We start from the raw sequence: 21,391 nt of genomic DNA on the forward strand, positions 1-21,391 counted from the left end.
AATTGATGATAAAAAAGCTTTGTTAAGTTTGCCTGATCTATTTAATTTTCAATGAAATAAAAAAGAAATCTCCGAAGAAATTTCTTTTTATAAAATTTTACTTTTGAATCGTTTTGTAAGTTTCCAGTAATCTCACAAACTCAGACCTGTAACCTTCTTCATCATTTCCTTTTCCTTTCTTAGAAAGTTTTTCAATGTCAACTAGACTTTTGTTTTTAATTAAATTTGAATTTCTCAAAACCAAACCAAACCAAGCGACCGAAGAGGCAAATTTAAAATCGTCACTCGCCGAAGAAATTGATTCATTTGAATTTTTTACCACTTGAATAATTTCCGAACTTGTATCTCCGTCAGGTTTTTTATATCTGAATTTCACGGTTGCCAACTCATCACTAAAATTTTCATCATTTGTGTTTTTAGTATATTTTAGGTCATTTTCTTTAGGTAAAAACTCAGAATTTACATCATTCGGAATCACTTCGTACAAAGCTGTAACGGTATGTCCGCTTCCTAATTCTCCGGCATCAATTTTATCATTGGTAAAATCTTCATTCTTCAATTTTCTATTCTCATAACCAATCAATCGATATGATTTTACAAATTTCGGATTAAACTCAATCTGAATTTTCACATCTTTTGCAATTGCATACATACTTCCGGCAAACTCTTTTCCGAGAAACTTATTGGCTTCCTGCATATTGTCGATGTAGGCATAATTTCCGTTTCCTTTGTTAGCTAAAGTTTCCATATGGTTGTCTTTGAAATTTCCCATTCCGAAACCTAGACATGTAAGGAAAACTCCTGATTTTCTTTTCTCTTCGATCAATGTCTGAAGATCGCCGGTTGAAGAAGCTCCTACATTAAAATCACCATCCGTTGCGATGATTACTCGGTTATTCCCGCCTTTAATGAAATTTTCCTGAGCAAGTTTGTAAGCTAATTCAATTCCTTGTCCTCCTGCTGTACTTCCACCTGCCTGCAGTTTGTCTAAAGCTTCAATTACTTTATCTTTTTCTTTCGCTGAAGTCGGAGGTAAAACCATTCCTGCACTTCCTGCGTAGACTACAATTCCGACTTTGTCCTGCGGTCTTAATTGATCTAAAAGAACTTTGAAAGATGACTTCAGCAATGGCAATTTATTCGCAGCATCCATCGAACCGGAAACATCAATCAGAAAAACAAAATTTGAACTCGGTAATTTATCCATCGGAATATTTTTTCCCTGAAGACCAATTTTCAGTAATTTGTGTTTAGGATTCCATGGCGCATCGTTGTATTCTGTATTGATAGAAAAAGGCTGGTTGTTTTTCGGTTGCGGATAATTGTATTTAAAATAATTGATCATTTCCTCTATTCTCACTGCATTTTTATTTACCACTTCACCATTATTAATCATTCTTCGGATATTGGAATACGCTGCTTTATCAACATCAATTGAGAAAGTAGAAACCGATTGATTTTTTGTCAGTTCAAAAGGATTTTCTACAAAAGCATCGTATTCTTCAGAGCTATATTGCTGAATTTGTTTTGAACGATTGATGCTGTCCTGAACTTTTTGTAATTTTTTAAATGCTTTTTTCTCTTTTCTGGAAAGTTTTTTGGTGGTAACAACGACTACTCCATTGGCTGCACGGCTTCCATATAGAGCGGTTAATGCTGCTTCTTTTAAAACATCTACACTTTTTATCTGCTGAGGATTCAACTTTGTTAAAGCGATCTGGTTAGAAACCATACCGTCAATTACAATCAGAGCCTGATTATTTCCATTTAAACTTCCAGCGCCTCTGATGAGAATATTTTGCGGTAGACTTCCCGAAATTGTACTACTTGGTATTTGTTCTTGAATAGAATTTACCACATTGTTGTTGGATGATTGATTATAAAGCCATCCATTATTATTACTTGAAATCTTAACTCCTGCAACACTACCTTGTAAGGATTGAACTATATTAGAATTTGAAATTTGATTTGAGGATGATGTCGCATTTTGTTTTTTTCTAATTCCTAAAGCACCCGTTACAACAACTTCTTTCATCTCTTGTGGCTCATCATCTTTATCTAAAACTCCGTCATGATCCGGTTCCATGTAATTTGGGTTACTTGCAACTGCATAATCTCCTTGTTTTGGAACTAAAATATTTGGAGCTTTTACAGGCTCAGGAACTACATTTGAATAAACTAAAACTTGATTTTCTTTCTGAGCATTTACAACAGCAATTTCCATTTCAATATTAGATTTCACAGTACTATCAATTACCTCAACTTTAGGATTTACTTTTGGCGAAACCTTATTTTGAGAAATTTGAGGCTTTGAAATATCAACAATTTCTTTTTTGTTAATAAAATAAAACGCTCCCAAACCAATAATTAAACTCGCTGCAATTCCATAAGGAAACCAGATAGGAACGTTTCTCTTCTTATCTTCTTTTTTGTCTAATTTCTCTTCAACTTTTGCCCAAACCTTATCGAAACCCGGAAAAGTCGCAGGTTCTTCCAAAGAATGAGAAGCCTCATTGAATTTTTTATCTATATCGTGATTGTTTTCCATTGTGTAAAAGTTTAAATGTTGTGATTAACCAAGAGTTCCTGAAGCTTTTTTCTCGCAAAATTGAGCTGAGATTTTGAAGTTCCTTCACTGATGGAAAGCATTGTCGCAATCTCTTTGTGCGGATAACCTTCAATCGCAAACAAATTGAAAATAGCTCTGCAGCCTTCTGGAAGAAAGTTGAGCAGCTTCAAAATATCCTTTTCAAAAGAAATACTGTCCGTTGGTGAACCCGTCGATTCTACCAATTCGTCTTCTAAAGAAATGTCGAGAGCTTTCATACTTCTCAGTTTCTGCAAACATTCGTTCACTGCAATTTTTCTTGCCCAAGCTTCGAAAATTTCATGATTTTGCAGTTGATTGAGCTTTGTGAAAATTTTGTAGAACGTATCGGCCAACACTTCTTCGATGTCTTCGTCGTTTTTCAGATAGCGTTTGCAGACTGAGTACAGTTTGCCCGCCATTTTCTCATAAACCTTCCGCTGGGCATTGCGGTCGTTCCGTTGGCATTCTAACAGTAATTCTTTTTCCATAGTCAGGCTTTATACTCTTATAGATGCAGGAAATTTCAGAAAGGTTGGAAACATTGTAAACTTTTTCTAAAATTAAGGAAATACTCAAAGTAAAGAAGGTAAAAGTTGTACAGTTTTTTAGTCATTTAGCTCTTACCAACTTTAACCCTTTTTAACATTCAAATCTGTAACATTACCTTAATACTGTCGACTATTTAATTATAATTTTTTACAGTTATGAGATTGCCTAAATAGTTTTAAACTAATGAAATTTCTAAAACAGAACTGTAAAATAAACATTCCTTTTCTTATGAAAAATAAAAGAATTGCATCACTGCTTGTTGTTTTATGTGCAGGAAGTATGATGTTTGCTCAGGATGACCTGATCAACAAGTTGAAGAACAATCAGTCTCAAAATGCCAATTTCCAGTTTACTACTTTAAAAGATGTAGGGGCAACTTCGGTAAAAAACCAAGGTTCATCAGGAACCTGCTGGAGTTATTCCGGAAACTCTTTTCTGGAATCTGAAATGCAGAGAATGGGTAAAAAGCCTGTTGATTTAGCAGAAATTTTCACTGCAAGAAATTCTTATCACGACAAAGCAAAATTATATGTTTTAAACGGCGGAGCAATCAGTTGGGGCGATGGTGGAGAACTGCATGATGTTGTCAATATGTACAAAAAATACGGAGCCGTTCCGCAGGATGTTTATACAGGATTAAAATCTGGGCAGACTTTAAATAATTTTAATGAAATGCAAGGGAAACTAAAACCTGTTTTAGAAAGTTTGGTTGCAGCATCTTCAAAAGGAAAACTTCAAGATAACTGGATGGATTCTGTGGATGCAATTCTTGATGAATATTTAGGAAAAGTTCCGGCCAACTTTAACTACGAAGGGAAAAAATATACTCCAAAAACTTTTGCTAAAGAAGTTGTAGGTATTAATCCTGAAGATTATGTGGAATTATCTTCTTACAAAGATTATCCTTACTATCAGAAATTTGTCGTTCCGATTCCTGATAACTGGAGCCACGACTCTGACTGGAATATTCCAATGAATGAAATGACGGCTATCATTGATAATGCAGTAAGCAAAGGATATTCTGTAGGTTGGGCAACCGATGTTTCGGAGCCTTATTTTTCTTACAAAAACGGGGTTGCCTATGTTCCTGATGTAGATTTGGATCAGATTACTCCGGAAGTAAAAAAAGAATTGTTTACACAGCCTAAAAAAGACAAAACCATCACTGAAGATCTTCGTCAGAAAGCTTTAAACAACCTTACCACAACCGATGACCACGGAATGCACATCGTAGGTTTGGCGAAAGATCAAACGGGAAAAGAATATTATATGGTGAAAAATTCTTGGGGTGTAACGAACGATTTTGACGGATATTTGTATGTGACAAAACCATATGTCGAGTATAAATCAACTGCGATTTTGGTTCATAAAAATGCAATCCCAAAGAACATAAGAAAACAATTGAAACCAATCAAAAGTATTGGTTTGTAGGAAATCATTATTGTCATTCATTTGACAATTTTAGATATTTTTAAACTTGTTAATAGGCCGTCTTGAGATTTTTCTTGAGGCGGTTTTGTTTGTAAAATTAACTGTATACGATATTTATTTTTTGATATTATTTAATTTGATTTCAACACTCTCAGGATATTTGCCATTGAGATAACTTACAAAACCATCTTTAATTACTGCCTTTGAACCCGCTTGCGGAATTGAATCTTTATATTTAAAGTACATTGTATCATTTTTTAAATTAAAATTTCCCGAATAAACATCATCACCTCTTAAACCTCCTTTAGATATAAAATTAAAAGTTTTATCATTAAACATTTCTAAATATATCCATCCGATCGGAGCTTCCCGATCAGCCAGCAAAACTGCTTTTTTTTCTTCTTTACAACTCGTAATTAGTATAAAAATTAGACAAATAAAATTAAATTTCATGGTTTTTCTTTTTGTTAAATAATGACATATAAAGACGAATTTAATTTACAATTTCTATTGAATTAAAGTGACAACTCAAAAAAAAACCGCTCCTAAAAAGAAAGCGGTTTCAAAATTTATCTAAAATCTCAATTAGAATATCGAAGGATATTTCTCAGGATTTGTTTCATTAAATAAGGCATAAATTCTCTCCACCATATCATCGGAAGATGGTTTAGAGAAATAGTCACCATCACTTGCATATGCAGGTCTGTGATCGTTTGCAGCAATCGTCAAAGGATCAGAATCTAAGAATCTGAACGCTTTTTGCTTCTCTAAAATCTGCTGAAGGATAAACGCTGATGTTCCACCTTCCACATCTTCGTCGATTACAACCAATCTGTTTGTTCTTTTCACAGATTCAGCAATTTCGTGTGTTAAATCAAAAGGAATTAATGACTGAACGTCAATAACTTCTGCAGAAATTCCCAATTTTTCTAATTCTTCTGCTGCTTCCATAACGATTCTCCAAGTCGAACCGTACGTTACCAAAGTCACGTCTTTTCCTTCTTTTGTAACCTCAATTTTCCCGACAGGAACAGTAAATTCACCTAAATTATCAGGCTGTTTTTCTTTTAATCGGTAACCGTTCAGACATTCAACAATCACAGCAGGATCGTCGCTTTGAAGCATCGTGTTGTAGAATCCGGCAGCTTTCGTCAAGTTTCTTGGAACCAAAACCAAAATACCTTTTGAAAGATTTAAAATTCCCGCCATCGGAGAACCTGAATGCCAAACTCCTTCCAATCTGTGACCTCTCGTTCTGATGATTACAGGAGCTTTCTGACCGCCTTTTGTTCTGTACTGAACTGTCGCCAAATCATCGCTCATTCCCTGCAAACAATACAAGATATAATCTAAATACTGGATTTCAGCGATTGGTCTCAAACCTCTCATTGCCATACCGATTCCCTGACCCAAAATAGTCGCTTCACGGATTCCGGTATCAGCAACACGAATGTCACCATATTTTTCCTGCATTCCTTCAAGACCTTGGTTCACGTCACCGATATTTCCGGCATCTTCACCAAAGACTAAAGTTTGAGGATATTTTTCAAATATTTTATCGAAATTATTTCTCACTACTACTCTTCCGTCAACATCTTCTGAAGTTTCAGAGTAGATAGGTTTTACTTCTTTCACATTTTCAGCTTTCCACTGAGACTGCGAATATAAGTGAGAAGAATAATTGTCTTTTTCAACTTCAAAAACTTCGTTGTACTTATTCATCAACTGAGTTCTTTCCGCTGAATTTGTTCCTCTTGTTGCCAATAAAGATTTTCTGATCAAATGGAAAACATCTTTTTTAGCTTTTGAAACCAATTTAGTATATTGATTGATATAAGTTTCAATTTCAGAGTTTTGACCTTTCAGATTTTCCACTAAAGGTAAAACTGAAAAAGCAAGTTCTGTAAGTGTTTTCTGGTAATTTTCCCAAGCCAATTTTTGTCCGGCTTTTACTTTTTTCTTCGCTTCTTCATCAATCGCATCCAATTCTTCAACAGCAGCAATGATCTCCTCTTTACCTTCAATTTCGATCGAATAATTTAAAATCCACTCTCTGAATTTCAACAATCCGTCAAAATCAGCTTCCCATGATAAACGGTCTTCATTTTTATATCTTTCGTGTGATCCTGAAGTAGAGTGACCTTGAGGCTGAGTCACTTCAATCACATGAACCACCACAGGTACAGATTCAGTTCTTGCAAAATGTTCTGCTTTCGCATAAGCATCCAACAAAGCAGGATAATCCCAAGCTTTCACCTGAATGATTTCACAACCTTGGTTTTCACCTTCTTTTCTCTGGAAACCGCTCAACATTTCAGCAATATCGGCTTTTGCTCTCTGTTTCATTGTTGGTACAGAAATTCCATAACCGTCATCCCAAATTGAAACAATCATCGGTACTTGAAGCGCACACGCAGCATTTAAAGTTTCCCAGAAATGACCTTCTGCAGTAGAAGCATCACCAATGGTTCCGAAAGCGATTTCGTTTCCTTTGTCGGAGAATTTTTCAGAACCCTCAAACTGTACCGTTTTGTATACTTTAGAGGCTTGCGCCAAACCTAATAATCTCGGCATTTGTCCGGCAGTCGGAGAAATATCAGAAGAAATATTTTTCTGAGCCATCAAATCTTTCCAGCTTCCGTCTTCGTTCAAACTTCTTGTAGCAAAGTGTCCGTTCATCTGTCTTCCGGCAGATGCAGGTTCTCTTTCAACACTTGTATCTGCATATAATTGCGCAAAAAAACTTTCAACCGATAAAGCATCTACAACTAGTGCAAAAGTCTGATCTCTGTAATACCCTGAACGGAAATCTCCGTTTCTGAAAACTTTCGCCATTGCCAATTGCGGCAACTCTTTTCCGTCTCCAAAAATTCCGAACTTCGCTTTTCCGGTAAGCACTTCTCTTCTGCCCAAATAAGACATTTCACGAGAGATTCTTCCTAATTTATAGTCTTCAAGTATCTGATTTTTAAAGTCTTGAAAAGAAATCTGCTGAGTTTCAATATAGGTTGTCTGCATAGCCAAATATTAAATATTTTTTAATTATCAAGTATTTTGCTAATATACACTTTTTATATTAATTTTAATTTTAAAGAATATTTTTTAAAAATTTGATAATGAAAAAAAATGTATTTACTTTGAATAAAACTCTGTAATATGGAAAAAAAGTCAACCCACATCCTCAATGCATCGACCAATCTTTTAGGGTTTTCGATGATCATCATTACCTCATTGAAAATCACTAAAACGAGTCATCATACATTTTTAGATGAATTTGCGGGCATCGCATGTGTGTTTTTTGCGTGCAGCAGTTTATTTTCTTTTATGTCGATAAGATCTAAGAAAGAAAGTTTAGGAAACAGATATGAGAGTATTGCGGATTATTTATTTTTAATCGCTTTATTTTGTATTATTCTATCTGTGATTATTATAACAACAACAATAATGGATTAAAATTCCAGTTTTTTTGTTGTCTTTAAATTAACATTGAAATTCTGATATAGAAATGGCAATTAGAATTTTCTTTCAATCACATAATCCAGCATCGTGTGCAGAGATTTTCTCACTTCAGAATCAGGAAATTCATCCAAAATATTTTTTGCTTTCTGTTGAAAATCTTTCATGACCTGAATTGCGTAATCCAAACCGCCTGAACTTTTCACAAAAGCAATAAGCTCTTTCACACGTTTCTGGTCGTTATTGTAACGCTTGATGGTATTGAAATAATATTTTCTATCAGCTTCGCTGGCAATTTTCAAAGTATGAATCAAAGGAAGCGTCATTTTCTGTTCTTTGATATCAATTCCGACCGGTTTTCCGATAAAATTTGAACTTAAATAATCAAATAAATCATCCTTGATCTGAAAAGCCATCCCGGTATACGTTCCGAACTGCATCATTTTCTTGGCTAAATTTTCATCAGCATCGTTTGATAAAGCACCGATTTCGCAACATGCAGCAATCAAAGTAGCAGTTTTCTGACGGATGATTTCGTAGTAAACATCTTCGGTAATATCTAGTTTCCTGGCTTTTTCCAATTGAAGAAGTTCGCCTTCAGACATTTCTCTGATGGTTCTTGAAATTACAGAAAGTAAATCGTAATCTTTATGGTCTGTAGAAAGTAAAACCGCTTTAGAAAGCAAGAAATCTCCTACCAAAACTGCAATTTTATTCTTCCATAAAGCATTAATAGAAAAAAAATTACGTCTTTTAAAACTCTCATCCACAACATCGTCATGCACCAAAGTTGCCGTGTGAATCAACTCAATCATTGAAGCACCGCGATAGGTTTTTTCGTTGACGTTTCCAATCAATTTTGCACATAGAAAAACAAACATCGGACGCATTTGTTTCCCTTTTGTGGTAACAATAAAACGGGTAACTTTATCAAGTAAAGCGACTTTGCTTTGCATAGATTCATAAAACTTCTGCTCGAAAAGTTTCATTTCCTCATTGATCGGTCGTTTGATTTCTTCTACAATATTGGCCACTATCTGAGAATGATGGGTGAGTATTTATTAATTCTCACAAAGATAATTTTTTTAAACCAATTTTAACAAAATTAAAGTTTGAGTTTATCTTTAGGAATAAAATAAAAAAACGGTTTGGTTTTCTTAATCGGTGAATAGAATTTTTCCCCTGAAATATAAATTCCTTTTTCATCGACTGCAATTCCTTCAATTTGTCCAATCGTCAATGCGCTTCCTAAATAAAAGTGTCTTGGATTTTCTTTGAAAAATATTCCTGGCTCAGTTTCATTAAATATATCTAAAAATACTTCGGTTTTCTTGGTATAACCGACAACGTAAAGTTTTTTATCGTAATAATAAGTATCAGTTATTACAAAACCAGTTTTGTGAGATTCTACTTTCTGAGCAGCCTGATTTTCAGAATTTTCAGGATCAAGTGTGTAATGCGTTGTAGCTTTTGAAGACCATTCTTTAGTGAAAATGTGAATTTTTCCATTTAAATAAATCATCGATTCCAAATCGTAATCTGTGGAAATATTTTTTGAGGTGAAATCATTCTGTTCAGGATAATAAAAAGAAATAGTTTTCATCAAATCATTCTGCAATTCATTATTCTGAAAAGGAATTTTATAGATTTTTAAGTCTTTTCGGGTTCCTGCATTATTGCCAAAATCTCCGATGTAGAAATTTTCCCCATCATTGGTTAAAGCTTCCCAGTCTTTATTTTCAGTACTCGTTTTTAAAACTTTGAGAATTTTTCCTGAATTTTTATCGATTTCGTACAGTTCAGCAGGATTTCCGCTGTCGTTGAAGGTGTAGAGTTTTCCATCAAAAAAATTCAGTCCTGAAGTTTCCTGGATCGAATCGTTTAAAACTGAAACTCTGAATTTTTTAAGCTTGAAAATTTCTGCATGTTGAGAAAAAGCAGTTTGGAATGTGAAAATTACAAATAGTAGAAAAACCTTTTTCATCATGCAAAATTAAGAATTTGGTATGAATGGATTGTTAAGAATTTAAAGGTATGCCTCCACTTTATGGATTGAATTTATTTAAAAAGAATTTAATTAAGAAATTATTCAGCGTTTTTATTGGCTAGTTGTCCACAAGCTGCATCAATGTCACCGCCACGACTTTTTCTCACCATCACTGTAATTCCTGCTTTTTCAAGTTCGCGAACATACTTTTCTTCAGCTGCAATACTTCGATGATCAAATTTACCTTCACCAATTGGGTTGTATTGGATTAAATTAACTTTAGAAGGAACCTGTCGGCAATATTTAATTAAAGCTTTAATGTCTTCATCTTTGTCATTAATTCCTTTCCAAACACAATATTCGAACGTAATTACAGAACCTGTTTTTTTGTACCAATATTGAAGAGCCTCCATAATATCTGTCAGAGGAAATTTGTCTGAAAACGGCATAATCTCATTACGGGTTTGTTCAACCGCAGAGTGTAATGATAGTGCAAGTTTTACTTTTAATTCATCATCAGCCAGCATTTTTATCATCTTTGGAATTCCGGATGTAGAAACTGTAATTCTTCTTGGAGACATTCCCAAACCTTCCGGCTGCGTGATTTTTCTGATGGCTTCGACTACATTTTTGTAATTCATCATTGGCTCTCCCATTCCCATAAAAACAATGTTGGTGAGCGGACGATTGTAGTATTCTTTACTTTGTTTATCAATAAGAGCAACCTGATCCACGATTTCTGCCACTTCAAGATTTCTCATTCTTTTGAGCTTGGCTGTAGCACAAAATTCACAGTTTAACGAACAACCTACCTGTGACGATACACACGCTGTAGTTCTCGTTTCTGTAGGAATCAAAACAGATTCTACCATCAATCCGTCATGAAGCTTTACTCCGTTTTTTATCGTTCCGTCTGTAGATTTCTGAAATTGATCTACGGCTGCAGGATTCATGATAAAGTCACGGATCAGATTTTCTCTCAGATCTTTTGAAAGATTCGTCATTTCTTCAAATGAATGAAGATTTTTACTCCAGATCCAGTCATAGACCTGCTTGGCACGAAAAGGTTTTTCACCAATAGTACCAAAGTAATCTTTGAGTTGGTCTAGGGATAATGTACGGATGTCTTTCATTGTAGGAATAGGTGGAAGATTTTAGGTTGCAGATAACTAATACCTGCAACCATCTATCTAATATCTTTTTATAAAATTAACATTGCGTCACCGTAAGAATAGAATTTATATTTTTCTCTTACCGCTTCTTCGTAAGCTTGCATTAAGAAATCTTTTCCTGCAAACGCTGCAATCATCATCATTAAAGTAGATTTTGGCGTGTGGAAATTGGTAATCATTGTATTCGCAACTCCAAAATCGTGAGGCGGATAAATAAATTTATTTGTCCAGCCATTGAATGCAGAAATTTTTCTGTTTGAAGAAACTGAAGTTTCAATTGCTCTCATCGTTGTTGTACCTACTGCACAAACTTTTCTGTTTTCCTGAACAGCCTTGTTGATGATCTCAGCATTTTTCTCATCGATAATGATTTCTTCAGATTCCATTTTGTGCTTAGAAAGATCTTCCACTTCAATTGGATTGAATGTTCCTAAACCTACGTGAAGCGTCACTTCAGCAAAATCAATTCCTTTGATTTCCAATCTCTTCATCAAATGTCTTGAGAAATGCAGACCTGCAGTCGGTGCCGCTACAGCTCCTTCTACTTTAGCATAGATCGTTTGATATCTTTCAGCATCTTCAGGTTCTACATCTCTTTTGATATATTTTGGAAGAGGAGTTTCTCCTAACTCTTTCAGTTTTGTTCTGAATTCTTCGTAAGAACCGTCGAATAAAAATCTCAAAGTTCTTCCTCTTGAAGTAGTATTATCGATTACTTCAGCAACCAAAGATTCATCTTCTGTGAAGAATAATTTATTACCAATTCTGATTTTTCTTGCAGGATCTACCAAAACGTCCCAAACTCGGGTTTCTTTATCAAGCTCTCTCAATAAGAAAACTTCAATTTTAGCTCCGGTTTTTTCTTTATTTCCGTAAAGACGTGCAGGGAAAACCTTAGTATTGTTGAAAATGAATAAATCTTTTTCGTCAAAATAATCTACAACATCTTTGAATGTTTTATGCTCAATGGTTTGAGTTTTTCTGTCAAGAACCATTAATCTTGCTTCATCTCTGTGTTCTGATGGATGTTCTGCCAATAATTCTTCAGGGAGATCAAAATTAAAATCGGATGTCTTCATTTTTTAAATTACGGTTTAAAAATTATGTGATAATTACGGATGTAATTTTCGGATTGCAAATATACAACATTCGACACCCCTTTGTCAAGTCTTTATTTCACAATCGGTACTGGCAGGGATTTTAAAGTATGACATTTTTTTATTTAATGAAATTTAAAGCAAAAAAAAGACTATTTTAGTAAGATTAAAATTACACCTATGAGCAAATATTCTTTAGAAGAATTCGTAAAAGAAACCAAAGAAAATCCTCTTGAAAGAGATTATTTTGAGCTGGAAAAACCTGCACTTTTAGAAATCAACCTCAACAATCAGGCGGTCTGGACAAAAACAGGAAGCATGGTTGGTTATGTAGGAAATGTGAACTTTGAAAGACAGGGAATGCTTTCCGGCGGATTGGGAAATCTATTAAAAAAAGCAATCAGTGGAGAAGGTTCAAAACTGATGAAAGCTGAAGGAACTGGTAAATTATACGTTGCTGATTCCGGGAAAAAAGTGAGAATTCTTTATTTGAATAATGAGACACTTTTCGTGAATGGAAATGATGTTTTAGCACACGAGCAAAGCATTAAAAGCGACATTACGATGCTGAAAAGTATTGCAGGGATGATGTCCGGAGGATTGTTTCAGGTAAAACTTTCGGGAACAGGACATATTGCGATTACCACTCACGGCGAACCTTTAACTTTGATGGTTACTCCCGATGCACCGGTTTTCACGGATCCCAATGCAACTGTTGCTTGGTCTGGAAATATTAGCCCGGAACTAAAAACCAATGTATCTTTTAAGAGCTTAATTGGAAGAGGAAGCGGCGAAGAATTTCAGATGAAGTTTTCCGGAAATGGATGGGTATTGATACAGCCGTTTGAGGAGGTTTATGTGGTGGAGAAATAGATTTAAAATCAAATTATAAAAGAGTCAGCATTATTAAGCTGACTCTTTATTTTATACTATAAATTCTAAAATCTTTTTCCAGTCTTCGAATTTCCTCTTAAAAGAAATCGTGTGAAGCGGACTTGTTGAAGGCAATAAATAAATAGGGATCCTGAAATTTTTACCTAATAATTTCTGCAAATTTTTATAAGACTTTCCACCATTGCAGAAAATTGCTTTGATGTTTGGATATTCTTCTAAAAGTTCTGCGATCTGATTGGCTTCTTCATTTTTAATTTCTGAATCTAAACTTCCTTTTCTTTCGCACGAATCTATGACATCCCAAAGTGCTACATGATTTTTCTTTAAAACAGCAATTCGTTGATCATAATCATCAGTAAATTCTTCGTGAAACAATTCAAAAATAATCTTCCAAAATTTGTTTTGCGGATGACCATAATATTGTTGCTTTTCTAAAGATTTCACACCAGGAATTGATCCTAAAATTATGATTTTTGAAGTATTATTGATAATTGGTGGAAAAGATGAGATGCGGTTTTGCATGATTCAAATATATAAATTTTGGCTGAAGCCCTATAATATTGAAAACAAAAAGCGGGCTAAAGCCCGCTTGTATTGATATTATTTCTATTGCTAAAAGTTATTTGACACAGTAAAACCACCCCGTCAAAAATTCTTTGAATTTTCGCCACCCCTCCAAAGGAGGGGAATTTTCGTGTGGCTTAATTTATAACGTTTCTTTCAGCCAATCGAAGAATTCGCGTTGCCACACCAAACCATTTTGAGGATGCAGCACCCAATGGTTTTCGTTTGGAAAATAGACCAATTTAGATTTTAAACCTCTTAATTTTGCAGCTTGAAAAGCTTCCTGACCTTGTTCATAAGGAACTCTATAATCTATTCCACCTTGAAAAATCATGATTGGTTTATTCCATTTGTCAACAAAGTTGCTTGGATTAAATTCTGTATAGGCTTTTGGTAAAGGTTTTTCCCATGGAGAACCCAAATCCCAATTGGCAAACCAAAGTTCTTCAGTGGTTAAATACCAGGATTTCATATCAAACAACCCGTCGTGAGCGATGAATGTTTTGAATCTGTTGTTGTGAACTCCAGCCAACATAAATACGCTGTAACCACCATAACTTGCTCCAACTGCAGCAACTCTTTCTCCGTCAACGTAAGGTAAAGTTTTAGCAAAATCTGTCGCCGCCAAATAATCTCTGATGGGTTGACCTCCCCAATCTTTGGAGATTTCTTCATTCCATTTTGTCCCCCAACCAGGCATTCCGCGACGGTTTGGTGCGACAACAATGTATCCGTTTGCTGCCATTAAAGCAAAATTCCAACGGGTGCTGAAAAATTGAGTTAGTGCGGATTGTGGCCCGCCTTGACAATAAACAAGAGTTGGATATTTTTTGTTCGGATCAAAGTTGGGTGGATAATGGAACCACACTCCCATTTCTTTTCCGTCAGAAGTTTTCACCATTTTCAATTCAGATTTACCTAGAGCTAACTTAGAATACATTTCTTTATTAGCTTCTGTGACAGGATTTAATTCTCCATTTTTAAGATTTACAGAAAATATTTCTGATGCGTGATTGATATCTGTTTTTGTAACTAAAAGTGAAGTTTTATTATCAGCAAAAATTTCATTAATATCAAAATCTCCTTTTGTGATCTGCTGAACTTTTGAAGATTTTACTTCTAAAGAATATAATTGTTTTGTTCCTCTGAATGCTGCCGTAAAATAAATAGATTTAGAATCTCCACCCCAGAAAACATCTCCGGAAATACTTTCGTCCCAACTTTTAGTAAGATTTGAAGTTTTTCCTGACTTCCAATCCATTAATTTAATGTCGTTTTTATCAGCTTCAAATCCATCCCTTTCCATACTTTGCCAAACCAAAGATTTTCCGTCCGGACTGAATTTAGGGTTTAGATCATAGCCTTTGTTTGTTTCAGTTAAGTTTTTTGTTGTTCCTGAAGCTAAATCGTAAGCAAAAATATCTGTATTTGTGCTTGTTGCATATTCTTTACCGCTTTTAGGTTTTGTAACATATAAAAGTTGCGAAGAATCAGGGCTCCAGATAAAATCTTCTGCTCCACCGAAAGGTCTTTGCGGGGAATCCCAGGTTTTTCCTTCCAGAAGATCTTTTGCCGCATCAACCTTATCCGAAGTATTCACTAGAAAAACATGATTGTATTTTCCTTCGTTGAAATAATCCCAATGTCTGTGGTTCAGGTCTGTGTAAACCTGTGCAGTGGTTTTTGGAGTGTCGGAATATTTATCTTTCCCCATCAGTTTTTCAACTAAAACCTGCTTACTAAAAGCTATTTTTTTTCCATCCGGAGAAATGACGATATTATCAGCTTCACCGATTGTATAAAATTCAGTCCAGGTTTTCCCGTTGTCTTTTGAAAGGAAAATCTGATCCCCTTCTTGAGCATAAATTCCGTTTTTATCCCATTGAATTAATGCTTTTTTGCCTAAATCAATTTTAGAAGATTGATTATTAAGAACGTTCAGAAAATAGTTTTCGTTTTTTGTTTTCTCAGTTTTAAGATCGACCTGCCCGACTTTATAAATTAGCGAAGACTGATCGGGAGAGACTGCCTGTACTCCGACTTTCTTTAAAGTCCAAAGAATTTCAGGAGTCATTAATTGTTGTGCATTCATTAAAAATGGAGTTGCTAATGCCAGCAAACTATATTTTAGTTTCATAAAAAATTCATTTAGTGAACATATAAATCAAATTGAGATTTAAATGTTCTTATTAAATCCAAGGTTGCCAAAGTTAATATTTTAAATAAAAATCAACGAAAAAATTAACAGTTTTATTGAAACACAAATTAGCACGATTAATTCACAAATTATCAACAATAAATAATCGTCAGCTAAAAAACTGACGATTATTATTATTAGTTAAAAAAATCTTTAATTTAATCTTTATCTGCAAACATCGAATTCGCCAACGATGTAATAATTGAAAGCAAAATACTGAAAATAAATGCCCACCAAAAGCCATTGACCTCCATAGAATCAATAAAATAATCAGCGACTAAAATGATGATCGCATTGATAACTAAAGCGAAAAATCCCAGAGTGATAATAGTCAGCGGAAGACCGAAAAGACTTAAAATTGGTTTTAAAATAAGATTTAAAATTCCTAAAACAATGGCGAAAATAACAGCTCCGATGAAACCGTCAAAATGAACACCCGGAAGGATTTTTGTGAGTAAAAAAGCGACAATCGCAGTAATAAAAAGTCGGATAAGTATATTCATGATTTATATTTTTTAATGAGTTTTTCTTTAACAAAATTTGTTCCACTATAATTTCATTTGATCTTCATCATCGTCACTAGTGAAGTTGCAACATGACTTTCTGAAGTACGATCCTTGCTTACCGTATAAATTTCGGTTCTGATGACACTGATCTTACTTCCTCCTTTCACAACATAAGCTTTCGAAACTAATGCATCACCAACTGCAGGACGCAGGTAATTTACTTTCAGTTCAACTGTCACGACATACGCATCTTCCTCATAATGGCTTACCGCAGCATAACCTGATGAAACATCAACCAGAGAAGCAATCATTGCACCGTTGAACATTCCGGCTGTTCTTGTCATCATTTCCATTTTAGGAATTTTGATCGAAACAAAATCTGTTTCTACTTCCAATAGTTCCGCTTTGTAAAATTTCAACGTTTCTGAACGGTTGAAACTGTCGGTCATAAGTTGTTTTTTCTCTGGAGTCATTTTGAGTGGGAGGGTTTAGAGTTTTAGAGTTTTAGAGTTTTAGAGTTTTAGAGTTTTAGAGTTTTAGAGTCAAAATTACTTTGTACTTTGTACTTTGTACTTTTTACTTTTATTAAAATCTTCAATATCTGCAGTAAGTTCTTTAATTTAATTTAAAAATTTCCACAAAAATTCTTTTCCCTTACCTTTGCAAAATGGAATTAGAATCTATTTACAAAAAACTGCAGATTCAGGATATGAATCAGATGCAGAAATCTACATACAAAACTACGGAAAACAATACAGATGTTGTTTTACTTTCTCCTACCGGTTCAGGGAAAACGCTTGCTTTTCTTTTTCCGGTTCTAAGAAATCTGCAGAAAGAATCTACAGGAATTCAGGCTTTGATTGTAGTTCCGGCGAGAGAACTGGCTCTTCAGATCGAGCAGGTTTTCAAATCGATGGGAACTGATTTTAAAGTGACGGTTTGCTACGGAGGTCATGATAAAAAGATAGAGATTAACAATCTAAAAGAAGCTCCGGCCGTATTGATCGGAACTCCGGGAAGGATTGCTTATCACATGAGAAATAAAAATCTTGATGTAAAAACAATCAAGAATTTGGTACTTGATGAATTTGATAAGGCGTTAGAATTAGGTTTTCATGATGACATGGAATATATTATCGAAAATATGTACAACCTTTTTCAGCGAATTCTGACTTCAGCAACTTCTATGGATGAAATTCCGAAGTTTACCGGACTGAAAGATGAAAAAATAGTTGATTTCTTAAAATTAGCAGAAAATAAACCTGATATTCAGTTAAGAAAAGTGATGACGATTTCTGAGGAAAAACTCGATACTTTATTTCATCTGATCTGTAAAATCGGGAACAAAAGAACCCTTATTTTCTGTAATCACCGAGAAACCGTCGATCGTATTGCTGATTTGCTTTTAGATAAAGGCATAGCAAGAGAAACTTTCCACGGTGGTATGGAACAGGACGAAAGAGAACGTGCTTTGCTGAAATTCAGAAATGATACTGCAAGAGTTTTAATCACAACAGATCTTGCTGCACGAGGTTTAGATGTTCCTGAAGTTGAATCAATTGTACATTATCAATTGCCAACAACTGAAGACGCTTTTATTCACAGAAACGGACGTACTGCAAGAATGAACGCCAAAGGTTTTGCTTATTTGGTGATGACAGAAGATGAAAAGTTTCCGTTTATTAGAAAAGATACTCCTGAAGAATCCGTAAAAGAATTTTCTAAAGTTCCTGCTAATCCGCCATTTCAGACGATTTATATCAGCGCAGGAAAAAAAGATAAGGTGAATAAAGTAGATATCGTTGGATATTTATTGAAAAAAGGTGAATTACAGAAGGAAGATTTAGGTTTGATTGAAGTGAAAGATACGACTTCTTATGTGGCAGTTTCAAGAACTAAAGTGAGAGAATTATTGAAAAAACTAAGCACTGAAAAGCTGAAAGGTAAAAAAGTGAAAATGGAAGTTGCTTATTGAAATTTAAGGCAAAGGTTGAGACTGAAAATTTCAATCTTAACCTTTGCCTAAACCTCAATCTATTTCAATCCACTTGTTTTCGTTGGTAAAGTATACACCGATTTTGAAGCGGTTATAAATAAAATATTATTTTTTTCTCCACCGAAAGTGACGTTCCCAGTCCAATCTTCAGGAATTTTGATGTGCTGAACTTTTTCTCCTTTATTATTGAAAACCGTAACTCCGTCTCCTGTTAAGTAAAGATTTCCTTCTTTGTCGAGCGTCATTCCGTCTGAACCCATTTCGCAAAACAACTTCTTTTCTGAAAGTTTTCCTTCGCCTAAAATGTCATAAACATAGGTTTTTCCGGCATCAATATCAGAAACAAATAGTTTTTTCAATTTAATACTTCCAATAATTCCGTTGGGTTGAGTGAAGGTTTCCAGTTTTGAAATTTTTCCATCTTTATTTCTGTAGTATAAATTTTTCTCAGGAATTTCAATTTTAAAATTTCCCCAGTAATCTCTTTTGTATAAAGGATCTGTGAAATAAATTCCGCCATTTCCATCGAGCCAAAGATCGTTTGGACCATTTAATCTTTTCCCTTCAAAACCTTTTGACAAAACTTCTACCGATTTATCTTTACCAATTTTCCAGATTTCTCCTTCATTATCAGAACACGTAATCAGATTATCGTTTTCATCGAAATATGTTCCGTTGGCGCGCCCAGTTTTATCTGAAAACAAAGAAATTTTATTGGTTTTCCAGTCCCAGATATAGATTTTATCATTTGGCTGATCGGTGAAATAGACATTTCCTGCTTGATCGGTTGCAGGACCCTCTGTGAATTTGAATTGGTCTGAAATTAATTTCGGTTCAGTGTTTTCAAGCATAGCATTGTAATTTGTTGATTTGCAACTGAGAAATGCCAAAACTAAACCAATAAGACCTGTATTCAAGATATTTTTCATTTTCTAAAATTAAAGTTTACAATTTACGATTTGCGAAGTGGTTTAAAAAATATTTATCTTTGAATTTTCAGGATCAGCTACAATGAAGACAAATTTACCCGACAAACTGTATTATTCAATAGGAGAAGTTGCCAAAGCTTTCGACGTAAACGCTTCATTGATAAGATATTGGGAACAGGAATTCCCAATCATCAAGCCTAAAAAAAACAAGAAAGGAAACCGTTATTTTACGCCTGAAGATATCAAAAATCTGAAGATTATTTATCATTTGGTGAAAGAAAAAGGGTACACTTTAGACGGAGCTCGTGTTGCTCTGACTACAAATTCAAAAATTTCTGAAACAATTTCTTTGATCGACCGTTTAGAATTTGTAAAAGCAGAATTGCTTAAACTGAAAGATTCTTTGGTAGAAAAAGATTCCGAATAAATTCAAATTTAAAATGATAAAACTCGAACGTAAATACCTTTTTATCATGATTCTCATTACAGTAGCGCTGCTGATTATGGGTGTTATTTTTGATGCCAATACGATCGTGATGAGCGCTTTGATTGGATTAACTGTAGGTGCACTTGTTCAGCTATTTATTCACAACAAGAGCAGAAAATAGGTTTATTTTTTAACTAAATCATTTTTATAATTAAATTTTATTTTTAATTTTACTAAATGATGAAAAAAAATTATTACCAAAAGATGGCAATTCTTGGAATGTTGCTTCTTACGCTGCTTGCATTTCAAAAATATACCGAAAAATCTGATAACTCTTTTCCTGAAGTCACTTTCATCTCAGAAAATTTACCGTTAGAATCGCTATCTGAATTTGATCCGAATGATCTGGATGAAAACCAATGGCAGAAGTTGGGATTTTCTGAGAAACAAACCGCCACGATTTTAAAATACAAGCAAATTGTCGGCGGAAAATTTCTTTCAAAAAAACAATTTAAAAAATGTTACGCGGTTTCTGAGGACAAATTCAGCCAACTTGAAACATTTATTTTACTTCCTGAAACAAATTCTGAAGCAAAATCAGGAAATTCTACTTTTAACAGTTTTGAAAAGAAATCTTTAAATATCACAAGGAAATTTAATCCAGACAATCTTTCTCAAGTCGATTGGGAAAAGATGGGGTTTAGTGAAAAACAAGCAGCCGCAATTTTAAAATACAAAAGTTATTTAGGAGGAAGTTTCGTCAGTAAAGAAAAGTTCAAAGAATGTTTTATCATTAATGATGAAAATTATCAAAAACTTGCGCCTTTTTTAATTTTGCCTGCAAAAACTCCTGCTAATTTTAATGCATATGCAGGAAAATCCAATTCATTTAAAACCAGGACTCCGCAAACAACTTTCGATCCAAATGTTTTGGATGTCAATGGTTGGATGGCTTTAGGATTTACAGAAAAACAAGCCAATGTGATCGTGAATTATCGTGATCGAAATCTGAAAGGAAGTTTTAAAACATTAGAAGATATTCAGAATTGCTTTGTAATTTCTGCGGAAAAATTTGCCGAACTGAAACCTTTCATCCGATTAAACACGGCAACAATGAAAATCGCTGAATCTAAAAAACCTGAAGTAAAACAGGAAAAGACAGATTTCTCAAAAATTGATATGAATTCTATTACTTTCCGACAGCTTCTGGAATTTGGTTTAGACGAAAAAAGTGCAGGTTCGATGATCGGTTTCAGAAAGAAACTTGGAGGTTTTATGACAAAAGAACAGATTCTTGAAACTTATAATATCGACAAAGAGTTGGTTCAGAAATTACTAAGCATTGCACCACTCGACAACTCAAAAGTGGAACGATATTCTTTGGTTGATGCACCTGAAGAATGGTTGAAAAATCATCCGTATTTTAAATATTCTGCGGATAAAATTATATTTTACAGAGTTACTAATCCCGATGATAAAAAGATTTGGAAATTCATTAAAACCAAACCTGAATACGAAGCGAGGATGAGATTATATGTGAAATAAGTTTTGATTGTGAATAGAATTTTTAACCATTAAGATTATTTAGATTTTTAG

General features: G+C 34.3%; 20 protein-coding genes. 7 read left to right on the forward strand and 13 right to left on the reverse strand.

Annotated elements, in window-relative coordinates; translation table 11 throughout:
* Positions 1 to 97 precede the first annotated feature (97 nt).
* The gene (locus NZ698_RS08005) at positions 98 to 2,548 is read right to left on the reverse strand and encodes a vWA domain-containing protein (protein WP_263002551.1); all 2,451 of its coding nucleotides are present in this window, start codon (positions 2,546 to 2,548) and stop codon (positions 98 to 100) included.
* An 11-nt stretch (positions 2,549 to 2,559) separates the two neighbouring features.
* Entirely contained in the window at positions 2,560 to 3,078 is a 519-nt protein-coding gene (locus tag NZ698_RS08010; RefSeq protein ID WP_263002552.1) for an RNA polymerase sigma factor, read from the reverse strand.
* Positions 3,079 to 3,367: 289 nt separating this feature from the next.
* On the opposite strand from NZ698_RS08010, the gene NZ698_RS08015 reads away from it, so the two are divergent.
* Positions 3,368 to 4,570, forward strand: coding sequence for a C1 family peptidase (locus tag NZ698_RS08015; protein WP_263002553.1), 1,203 nt, complete (start codon positions 3,368 to 3,370; stop codon positions 4,568 to 4,570).
* Between the two features lie 114 nt (positions 4,571 to 4,684).
* Here NZ698_RS08015 and NZ698_RS08020 read toward each other — a convergent pair whose 3' ends face one another.
* Together NZ698_RS08020 and NZ698_RS08025 are read right to left on the reverse strand one after the other, a co-directional pair.
* Positions 4,685 to 5,023, reverse strand: a complete 339-nt coding sequence (locus NZ698_RS08020; protein ID WP_263002554.1) for a hypothetical protein — start codon at positions 5,021 to 5,023, stop codon at positions 4,685 to 4,687.
* Positions 5,024 to 5,155: 132 nt separating this feature from the next.
* On the reverse strand, positions 5,156 to 7,588 hold the full coding sequence (locus NZ698_RS08025) for an alpha-ketoacid dehydrogenase subunit alpha/beta (protein WP_263002555.1): 2,433 nt from the start codon (positions 7,586 to 7,588) through the stop codon (positions 5,156 to 5,158).
* A gap of 138 nt (positions 7,589 to 7,726) precedes the next feature.
* Between NZ698_RS08025 and NZ698_RS08030 the strand changes: the two genes are divergently transcribed.
* Positions 7,727 to 8,023, forward strand: a complete 297-nt coding sequence (locus NZ698_RS08030; protein ID WP_263002556.1) for a hypothetical protein — start codon at positions 7,727 to 7,729, stop codon at positions 8,021 to 8,023.
* 59 nt (positions 8,024 to 8,082) lie between these two features.
* Here the strand turns inward: NZ698_RS08030 and NZ698_RS08035 are convergent, their stop codons facing one another.
* The 4 genes from NZ698_RS08035 to queA all read right to left on the reverse strand — a co-directional run bounded on the left by NZ698_RS08035 (position 8,083) and on the right by queA (position 12,264).
* Positions 8,083 to 9,060 (reverse strand): polyprenyl synthetase family protein, encoded by a 978-nt coding sequence (locus tag NZ698_RS08035; RefSeq protein ID WP_263002557.1) that lies wholly within the window; start codon positions 9,058 to 9,060, stop codon positions 8,083 to 8,085.
* 71 nt (positions 9,061 to 9,131) lie between these two features.
* The gene (locus NZ698_RS08040; RefSeq protein WP_263002558.1) at positions 9,132 to 10,010 is read right to left on the reverse strand and encodes a hypothetical protein; all 879 of its coding nucleotides are present in this window, start codon (positions 10,008 to 10,010) and stop codon (positions 9,132 to 9,134) included.
* A gap of 101 nt (positions 10,011 to 10,111) precedes the next feature.
* Positions 10,112 to 11,146, reverse strand: coding sequence for a dual-specificity RNA methyltransferase RlmN (rlmN, locus tag NZ698_RS08045; protein ID WP_263002559.1), 1,035 nt, complete (start codon positions 11,144 to 11,146; stop codon positions 10,112 to 10,114).
* A gap of 68 nt (positions 11,147 to 11,214) precedes the next feature.
* Positions 11,215 to 12,264, reverse strand: a complete 1,050-nt coding sequence (gene queA / locus NZ698_RS08050) for a tRNA preQ1(34) S-adenosylmethionine ribosyltransferase-isomerase QueA (RefSeq protein WP_263002560.1) — start codon at positions 12,262 to 12,264, stop codon at positions 11,215 to 11,217.
* Positions 12,265 to 12,462: 198 nt separating this feature from the next.
* On the opposite strand from queA, the gene NZ698_RS08055 reads away from it, so the two are divergent.
* On the forward strand, positions 12,463 to 13,155 hold the full coding sequence (locus NZ698_RS08055; protein WP_263002561.1) for an AIM24 family protein: 693 nt from the start codon (positions 12,463 to 12,465) through the stop codon (positions 13,153 to 13,155).
* Between the two features lie 51 nt (positions 13,156 to 13,206).
* On the opposite strand, the gene NZ698_RS08060 is transcribed toward NZ698_RS08055, so the two are convergent.
* From NZ698_RS08060 to NZ698_RS08075, 4 genes are all read right to left on the reverse strand, one after another.
* On the reverse strand, positions 13,207 to 13,698 hold the full coding sequence (locus NZ698_RS08060; RefSeq protein WP_263002562.1) for a DNA-deoxyinosine glycosylase: 492 nt from the start codon (positions 13,696 to 13,698) through the stop codon (positions 13,207 to 13,209).
* Between the two features lie 184 nt (positions 13,699 to 13,882).
* A complete protein-coding gene (locus tag NZ698_RS08065; protein ID WP_263002563.1) occupies positions 13,883 to 15,877 on the reverse strand; it encodes a S9 family peptidase in 1,995 nt (664 codons plus the stop codon).
* A gap of 218 nt (positions 15,878 to 16,095) precedes the next feature.
* Positions 16,096 to 16,440 carry a phage holin family protein gene (locus tag NZ698_RS08070; protein WP_263002564.1) on the reverse strand — a complete coding sequence of 115 codons (345 nt, stop codon included), beginning with the start codon at positions 16,438 to 16,440 and terminating at the stop codon, positions 16,096 to 16,098.
* 53 nt (positions 16,441 to 16,493) lie between these two features.
* The gene (locus NZ698_RS08075; protein WP_263002565.1) at positions 16,494 to 16,916 is read right to left on the reverse strand and encodes a PaaI family thioesterase; all 423 of its coding nucleotides are present in this window, start codon (positions 16,914 to 16,916) and stop codon (positions 16,494 to 16,496) included.
* A gap of 194 nt (positions 16,917 to 17,110) precedes the next feature.
* On the opposite strand from NZ698_RS08075, the gene NZ698_RS08080 reads away from it, so the two are divergent.
* Positions 17,111 to 18,418 carry a DEAD/DEAH box helicase gene (locus NZ698_RS08080; protein ID WP_263002566.1) on the forward strand — a complete coding sequence of 436 codons (1,308 nt, stop codon included), beginning with the start codon at positions 17,111 to 17,113 and terminating at the stop codon, positions 18,416 to 18,418.
* A gap of 59 nt (positions 18,419 to 18,477) precedes the next feature.
* Here NZ698_RS08080 and NZ698_RS08085 read toward each other — a convergent pair whose 3' ends face one another.
* Complete coding sequence (locus NZ698_RS08085) at positions 18,478 to 19,368, reverse strand: SMP-30/gluconolactonase/LRE family protein (protein WP_263002567.1); 891 nt, start codon at positions 19,366 to 19,368, stop codon at positions 18,478 to 18,480.
* An 82-nt stretch (positions 19,369 to 19,450) separates the two neighbouring features.
* On the opposite strand from NZ698_RS08085, the gene NZ698_RS08090 reads away from it, so the two are divergent.
* Genes NZ698_RS08090 through NZ698_RS08100 form a run of 3 tightly spaced genes read left to right on the forward strand, consistent with a single transcriptional unit; the run spans position 19,451 to position 21,340 of the window.
* Positions 19,451 to 19,795 carry a MerR family transcriptional regulator gene (locus NZ698_RS08090; RefSeq protein ID WP_263002568.1) on the forward strand — a complete coding sequence of 115 codons (345 nt, stop codon included), beginning with the start codon at positions 19,451 to 19,453 and terminating at the stop codon, positions 19,793 to 19,795.
* 13 nt (positions 19,796 to 19,808) lie between these two features.
* The gene (locus tag NZ698_RS08095) at positions 19,809 to 19,976 is read left to right on the forward strand and encodes a hypothetical protein (protein WP_263002569.1); all 168 of its coding nucleotides are present in this window, start codon (positions 19,809 to 19,811) and stop codon (positions 19,974 to 19,976) included.
* Positions 19,977 to 20,032: 56 nt separating this feature from the next.
* Complete coding sequence (locus NZ698_RS08100; protein WP_263002570.1) at positions 20,033 to 21,340, forward strand: ComEA family DNA-binding protein; 1,308 nt, start codon at positions 20,033 to 20,035, stop codon at positions 21,338 to 21,340.
* The last annotated feature ends 51 nt before the right edge of the window (positions 21,341 to 21,391 follow it).

The organism is Chryseobacterium edaphi (genome assembly GCF_025628985.1).
In the GTDB taxonomy this organism is placed as follows: domain Bacteria; phylum Bacteroidota; class Bacteroidia; order Flavobacteriales; family Weeksellaceae; genus Chryseobacterium; species Chryseobacterium edaphi.